8 protein-coding genes are annotated in these 5,755 nt (G+C 72.2%); 2 read left to right on the top strand and 6 right to left on the bottom strand.

Going from position 1 to position 5,755, the window contains the following annotated elements; translation table 11 throughout:
• From ACFW2E_RS40105 to sodN, 5 genes are all read right to left on the bottom strand, one after another.
• Positions 1-958, bottom strand: a 958-nt coding sequence (locus tag ACFW2E_RS40105; protein ID WP_384474998.1) for a Clp protease N-terminal domain-containing protein, incomplete at its 3' end; no start/stop codon positions are given.
• Positions 958-2,277: a tetratricopeptide repeat protein gene (locus tag ACFW2E_RS40100; protein ID WP_384474996.1), complete on the bottom strand. Its 1,320-nt coding sequence runs from the start codon at positions 2,275-2,277 to the stop codon at positions 958-960. The genes ACFW2E_RS40105 and ACFW2E_RS40100, both read right to left, overlap by 1 nt.
• A gap of 1 nt (position 2,278) precedes the next feature.
• A complete protein-coding gene (locus ACFW2E_RS40095; RefSeq protein WP_384474993.1) occupies positions 2,279-2,653 on the bottom strand; it encodes a hypothetical protein in 375 nt (124 codons plus the stop codon).
• A gap of 88 nt (positions 2,654-2,741) precedes the next feature.
• On the bottom strand, positions 2,742-3,140 hold the full coding sequence (locus tag ACFW2E_RS40090; protein ID WP_384474990.1) for a helix-turn-helix domain-containing protein: 399 nt from the start codon (positions 3,138-3,140) through the stop codon (positions 2,742-2,744).
• Positions 3,141-3,218: 78 nt separating this feature from the next.
• Positions 3,219-3,614 carry a superoxide dismutase, Ni gene (sodN, locus tag ACFW2E_RS40085; RefSeq protein ID WP_020123534.1) on the bottom strand — a complete coding sequence of 132 codons (396 nt, stop codon included), beginning with the start codon at positions 3,612-3,614 and terminating at the stop codon, positions 3,219-3,221.
• A 145-nt stretch (positions 3,615-3,759) separates the two neighbouring features.
• Between sodN and sodX the strand changes: the two genes are divergently transcribed.
• Positions 3,760-4,194 carry a nickel-type superoxide dismutase maturation protease gene (gene sodX, locus ACFW2E_RS40080; protein ID WP_384475001.1) on the top strand — a complete coding sequence of 145 codons (435 nt, stop codon included), beginning with the start codon at positions 3,760-3,762 and terminating at the stop codon, positions 4,192-4,194.
• Here the strand turns inward: sodX and ACFW2E_RS40075 are convergent.
• The gene (locus ACFW2E_RS40075) at positions 4,098-4,727 is read right to left on the bottom strand and encodes a CGNR zinc finger domain-containing protein (RefSeq protein ID WP_384474987.1); all 630 of its coding nucleotides are present in this window, start codon (positions 4,725-4,727) and stop codon (positions 4,098-4,100) included. The genes sodX and ACFW2E_RS40075 overlap by 97 nt on opposite strands.
• Positions 4,728-4,827: 100 nt before the next feature.
• Between ACFW2E_RS40075 and ACFW2E_RS40070 the strand changes: the two genes are divergently transcribed.
• A complete protein-coding gene (locus ACFW2E_RS40070; protein ID WP_384474984.1) occupies positions 4,828-5,598 on the top strand; it encodes a class I SAM-dependent methyltransferase in 771 nt (256 codons plus the stop codon).
• The last annotated feature ends 157 nt before the right edge of the window (positions 5,599-5,755 follow it).

The following is a 5,755-nucleotide window of genomic DNA, read 5'->3' as shown; positions in this document are numbered from 1 at the left end:
TCGCATCTTTTGTGTTTCCCCCACCCTCGCCCCCGCCCCGCGCGCGGCCGCCGGGCCGGGGGCGGTGCCCGCCCTCGGCGCCGAGGACCGAGCGGAACAGACCGAGGGGCGTGGTGGTGCCCTCGGCAAGATGCACGGGAGTGAGGGCACCGCTCAGATACAGCACGAGCCCGGTCCCGGCCCTGACCTCGTCCAGCAGGTCCGTGACCAGGGCGCCGCCCCGGGCACGGTGCCGCGGTACGGCGAGGACGGCGCCGAGGTCCAGCGCGCGCACGGTGCGGTCGCGCAGGGCCGCCGGGACACGCCCCTCCGCGATGGCGGCGGCGACGCCGGTGGCCACGGCCTCCTTGCCGACGCCCGGCGGGCCGACGAGGAGGGGGACGTTGCGGCGGTGCCGGGTGAGGGTCTGGACGACGCGGTCGATCTCGGAGGACCGTCCGACGACGGGACGTGTCTCCGCGGCGAGGTCGCGGGTGATCCCGGAGAGCAGGTCCGGTGGCGCGGCGGGCGTCGCGTGTCCGGCTTCGGCCCGTTCGGTGATCCGGCGTCGTACCCGGGCGAGGTCCACGCCGTTCGCCCGCAGGGCGTCCACGGCGCTGCCGCCGTCCTGGGCGATCAGGGCGAGGAGGACATGCACCGGCCTCGCGGCCGGGTCGCCGAGCAGGCGCGCCTCGACGGGCGCCTGGGCGATGACGGCCATGGCCTCCGCCGTGGCGGGCAGGTGCTCCGGCGGCACGCCTCTCCCCGGGCCCAGTGCCCCCGTCAGCCAGTCGCGGATCCGGGGGGCCGGGACTCCGAGAAGGTCGTCGATCTCGGCCGCGGTGCCGTTCTGGTCGGCGGCCCGGACCAGTCCCAGGAGGAGGTGTCCCGTGTCGAGGGCCTGGTGCCGGAGTTCCTGCGCGATCCGGTTCGCGTGGTTCACGACGCTGGACGCGTCGGAGGTGAAACGCTCGGCCATCACCCGTCCCCCGGCTCTTCCAGCCCCGCCAGATCCTCCCGGGCCCGCCGTGTGTGCGCGTGCTCCGCCCCCAGCACCCGCTCGCGCTGCGCCACCAGCTGACGCAACAGCGCCAGCGCCTCCTCCCGCCCGCCGGTCAGGGCGAGATTGCGGGCCAGGACGTGCCGTGTCCGCAGGGTGTGCGGATGTTCCGCACCCAGGACCCGGCCCCGGTCCGCGAGCAGCACCCGCAGCATGCCGACGGCCTCCTGCCGGTGTCCCGCCTCGCCCAGGTTCACGGCGAGGAACTGCCGGGTGCGCAGCGTGTCCTCGTGGTCGGGGCCGAGCAGCCGCAGCTGGTCGGCGAGGAGCTGCCGGAGCAGCCCCGCGGCCTCCACCGGGGCGCCCGCGCCGCCGAGGCTGTGCGCGTGGGACTGGCGGGTGCGCAGGGTGTCGGAGTGCTCACGGCCGAGGATCCGGGTCTGTTCGTCGAGGATCTTTTGGAGCAGCTCCGCCGCGCCCTTCCAGTCCCCGGTCTTGCCCTGTTCGACCGCGGTGACCTGCCGTCGGCGCAGTTCGGGCCCCGCGGTGGCGGCGAAGGCGCGGTTGATGGTGAGGGCGATCCCGTGCGCGGTTCCCGCGGCGCGGTTGAGCGGTGTGGGCAGACCCTCGGCCTCCATGGTCGCGCGGAGCCGCCGGTAGAGGTCGTCGATCGTGAGCAGTTCCGGCCCGCCCACGACACCCTCGCGCAGCAGTCGCATGAGCCGCCCGGAGAACGCGGTGTGCTCCTCCTCCGGCAGGGCGAGGGCGACCTGGTCGCGCTGGGCCGAGGTCAGGACGTACGTGCCCGCGACCGCGAGCTGTCCGAGCCGCTCGGCCTCGCCGCCCCCGGCCAGGGAGTCGCCGAGGGCCCGGCCGGAGAAGCAGCAGTCCAGGACGACGAGCTTGGCCCGGGCCGGGCTGTCGAGCACGGCGTCGCGGAGCTTCTCGTACTCCAGGGAGTTGAACTCGGGCGCGCTCCACTCGCTGTCGGGCAGTGCCAGGTACAGGTCGTGCCGTCGGCCGCCGACCAGGCCGTGCCCGGCGTAGTGGACGAGGAGCAGGTCCTCCGCCTCGGCCACGGCGGCCCGCAGCCGTGCGCCCAGGGTGCGCAGGTCGCCGTCGTCGAGCAGCACCGTGCAGTGGCCGGCCGGGACCAGTCCGTAGTACTGGTCGGTGAGGAGTCCGGCCAGGTCGGTGATGGTGCGGTGGACGGACGGCAGATCGGGCAGGTTCGGGTCGGAGTACCGGCTCGCGCCGATCAGCACGACCCGGGAGCGGTGGGGGTCGGGAAGGCGCACGTCACTCCCGTACGTCCTGGTCCGGTCCCTCCTCCAGGAGCCGCCGCAACAGGGCTTCCAGGTCCTCGCTGCGCACCCGCTTGGCGTCGATCTCGACACCGGAGCCGTTCTCGCGTCTGACCTCCAGGCGTATGTCGGTGCGGCGCGGCTGGGTGATCCAGGCGCGCAGGCAGGAGGCGAGCACGGTGAGCGGGCCGCCCGCGCCGAGGAGGACGGTCACCGTGTCGAGGGCGGTGCCCAGCTGGCCGGGTCCGGGGGCGCCGCCGTCGAGCCGGACCCTCCCGGTGAGCGCCGGCTCGCCTCTGAGCCAGTCCGTGAGGGACTCGGCGTCCGCGACCGGGTCCCGGCTCAGGACGGATATGCGCGCAGTCGTCACGGCTCCCCCGGCTCTCGTCAAAGACCTTGACGGGCAACGTTGTTGAATGATTCCAGTGTAGGACCGGAGGGCGGCGGGGAACGTGGTGTCAGTGGCGGCGGCGACGCGGACGCGTGAAGCCGCGGGTCACACAGGACGGGATCGCGGCGCTCTCCTCGTGCGAGCGGGCCCGGTAGGCGCTCGGTGTCTCGCCGACCAGCTCCGTGAAGCGGGAGCTGAAGGAGCCGAGCGAGGTGCAGCCGACGGCGAGGCAGACGTCCGTCACGCTGAGGTCGCCACGGCGCAGCAGCGTCTTGGCACGCTCGATGCGACGGGTCATCAGATAGCTGTAGGGCGTCTCGCCGTACGCCTCGCGGAAGCTGCGCTGGAAGTGCCCCGGGGACATCAGCGCGGTACGCGCGAGCTCGGCGATGTCGAGCGGCTCGGCGTATTCGCGGTCCATGCGGTCGCGGGCCCGCCGCAGCCGTACCAGGTCCTCAAGGGTCACCCCTTCAGCTTCGCACAACGCCGGCGGGGGCGAGGAGACCGCGAAGGGGTCCGGAAAATCCAGGAGCCTGATCCAGGATCAGGCCTTCTTGGTCTCCCAGAAGATCTTGTCGATCTGGGCGATGTAGTCCAGGGCCTTCTGGCCGGTCGCCGGGTCGGTGGACGCCTTGGCGGCCGAGAGGGCCTTCAGGGCGTCGTTGACCAGCTGGTGCAGCTCGGGGTACTTCTCGAAGTGCGGGGGCTTGAAGTAGTCGCTCCAGAGCACCGAGACGTGGTGCTTGGCGAGCTCGGCGCGCTGCTCCTTGATGACGGTGGCACGCGCCTGGAAGTGCGGGTCGTCGTTGGCGGCCATCTTCTCCTGGACGGCCTTCACCGACTCCGCCTCGATGCGGGCCTGGGCCGGGTCGTACACACCGCAGGGCAGGTCGCAGTGCGCGCTGACCTTGACCTTGGGGGCAAACAGGCGGGAAAGCATGGAGCATTCCTTCCTCGTGATCGTCTTCTCAGGTGGGACATTACTCCCTGGGAGACGGGTTTTCTCGAGTGCCCCCTAGGGCTTAGGACAAAAGTCCAGGGTCAGACTGAGACTGGTGGAGGAACGGACCGGGGAGGTGCCGGGGATGCCGGAGCTGTCACAGGAGAGCGAGCGTGGGAGGGCCGGCCCGCCTTTCGGACTGGCCGAGGTCACCGGGCCGTCCATGGTGCCCACGCTGCACCACGGGGATCTGCTCGTGGTGCAGTACGGGGCCAGGGTCAGGCCCGGTGACGTCGTCGTCCTGCGCCATCCGTTCCAGCAGGACCTGCTCGTCGTCAAGCGGGCCGTGGAGCGGCGCGAGGCCGGCTGGTGGGTGCTCGGGGACAACGCGTACGCCGGAGGGGACAGCACCGACTACGGGACCGTGCCGGAGGACCTGATCCTCGGCCGGGTCCGGCTGCGTTTCCGGCCGCTGCGGTCAGGTCAGCGCTCGCCGCTCGCGCTGGCGCGCTGGGTGCTGTCGGCCGCCAGGCCCGTCTTGTCCGACCGGTCGGCCTCCAGGCGCTTGCGGGCGCGGTAGGCCGCCACGTTCGCGCGTGTCGCGCAGCGGTCGGAGCAGTAGCGCCGGGAGCGGTTCGTCGAGGTGTCCAGGTAGGCGTTGCGGCAGGGGCCGGCCTGGCACAGGCCCAGGCGGTCCACGCCGTACTCGGTCAGGTGGAACGCGAGGCCCATCGCCGCGATCGCCGCGTAGCCCGCGGTGGCGTTCGAGGGGTGGTCGGCCAGGTGCATGTGCCACAGCGGGCGGCCGTCGTCGTCCCGGAAGTCGTGTCCGGAGATCTGCGGGCTCACCGGGAACTCCAGCAGGAGCGAGTTGAGCAGGTCGACCGCGAGTGTCTCGTCGCCCTTGTCGGCGGCCTCGAAGACGGCGCGCAGCCGGGCCCGTACGGAGCGGAAGCGCGTGACGTCGGAGTCGGTGGCGCGGCGGGCCGCCGACTGGTTGACGCCGAACAGGTCGCGGACGGCCTCGACCGAGGTCAGGTTGTCCTTGCCCCGGACCGGTTCCTCGCTGTTGACGAGACGTACGGCGTAATCCGAGTAATAGGCCAGTTCCACTTGTAGTCCTTACGGGGGCGCTCTATGGTCGTGGGTGCGGTCGGGTAACAGCCGGTCGTGCTTACAGGGTATTACGGGACCTACGGGGCGGAGGGGTGCGATGACGGACGCGCACACGGCGACGACCGGTGCCGACTGGGCGGCCTGGCAGGAGAGCTGGGACCGTCAGCAGGAGTGGTACATGCCGGACCGCGAGGAACGCTTCCGGATCATGCTCGACATGGTCGAGGCCCTGGTCGGCACCGCACCCCGCGTACTGGACCTGGCCTGCGGCACCGGCAGCATCACCGCCCGGCTGCTGCGGAGGTTCCCGCGGGCCACCAGCACCGGCGTCGACCTCGACCCGGCCCTCCTCGCCATCGCCGAGGGCACCTTCGCGGGCGACGAGAGGGTCACCTTCGCGAGTGCCGACCTCAAGGACCCGGACTGGACCGCGAAGCTGCCGTACGACTCGTACGACGCCGTCCTGACCGCCACGGCCCTGCACTGGCTCCACAGTGAACCCCTCGCGGCCCTCTACGGTCAGGTCGCGGGACTCGTCCGCGACGGCGGTGTCTTCATGAACGCGGACCACATGATCGACGAGACCACGCCCCGGATCAACGCGGCCGAGCGCGCCCAGCGCCACGCCCGCATGGATCAGGCCAAGCGCGACGGCGCCCTCGACTGGGCCGAATGGTGGCAGCTTGCCGCCGGGGACCCGGTCCTCGCCGGGCCCACGGCCCGCCGCTTCGAGATCTACGGCGAGCACGCCGACGGCGACATGCCCTCGGCCGCCGAACACGCGCGCGTACTCCGCGAGAAGGGCTTCACGGAGGCCCGCCCGGTGTGGTGCTCCCCGTCGGACACGCTGCTGCTGGCGCTCAAGTAGGCGGGCGGCGCCAGGCGCCAGGGCATGGAGAAGGGGGGGGGGGGGTGTTAGGTAGGCCCCGGCGACGGGGGGGGGGCATAGAAACGAGTGAAAGGAAACAAAAATCCCGTGGTGGGGGGGGGTGGGGTGGGAGGGCGGCCGGGGGGGGGGTGTAAAA

The sequence above is a fragment of the Streptomyces sp. NPDC058964 genome (assembly GCF_042741275.1).
Classification (GTDB): domain Bacteria; phylum Actinomycetota; class Actinomycetes; order Streptomycetales; family Streptomycetaceae; genus Streptomyces.
Note: the sequence above shows the minus strand (reverse complement) of the source record. Positions and strands in the feature narration are given on the sequence as shown.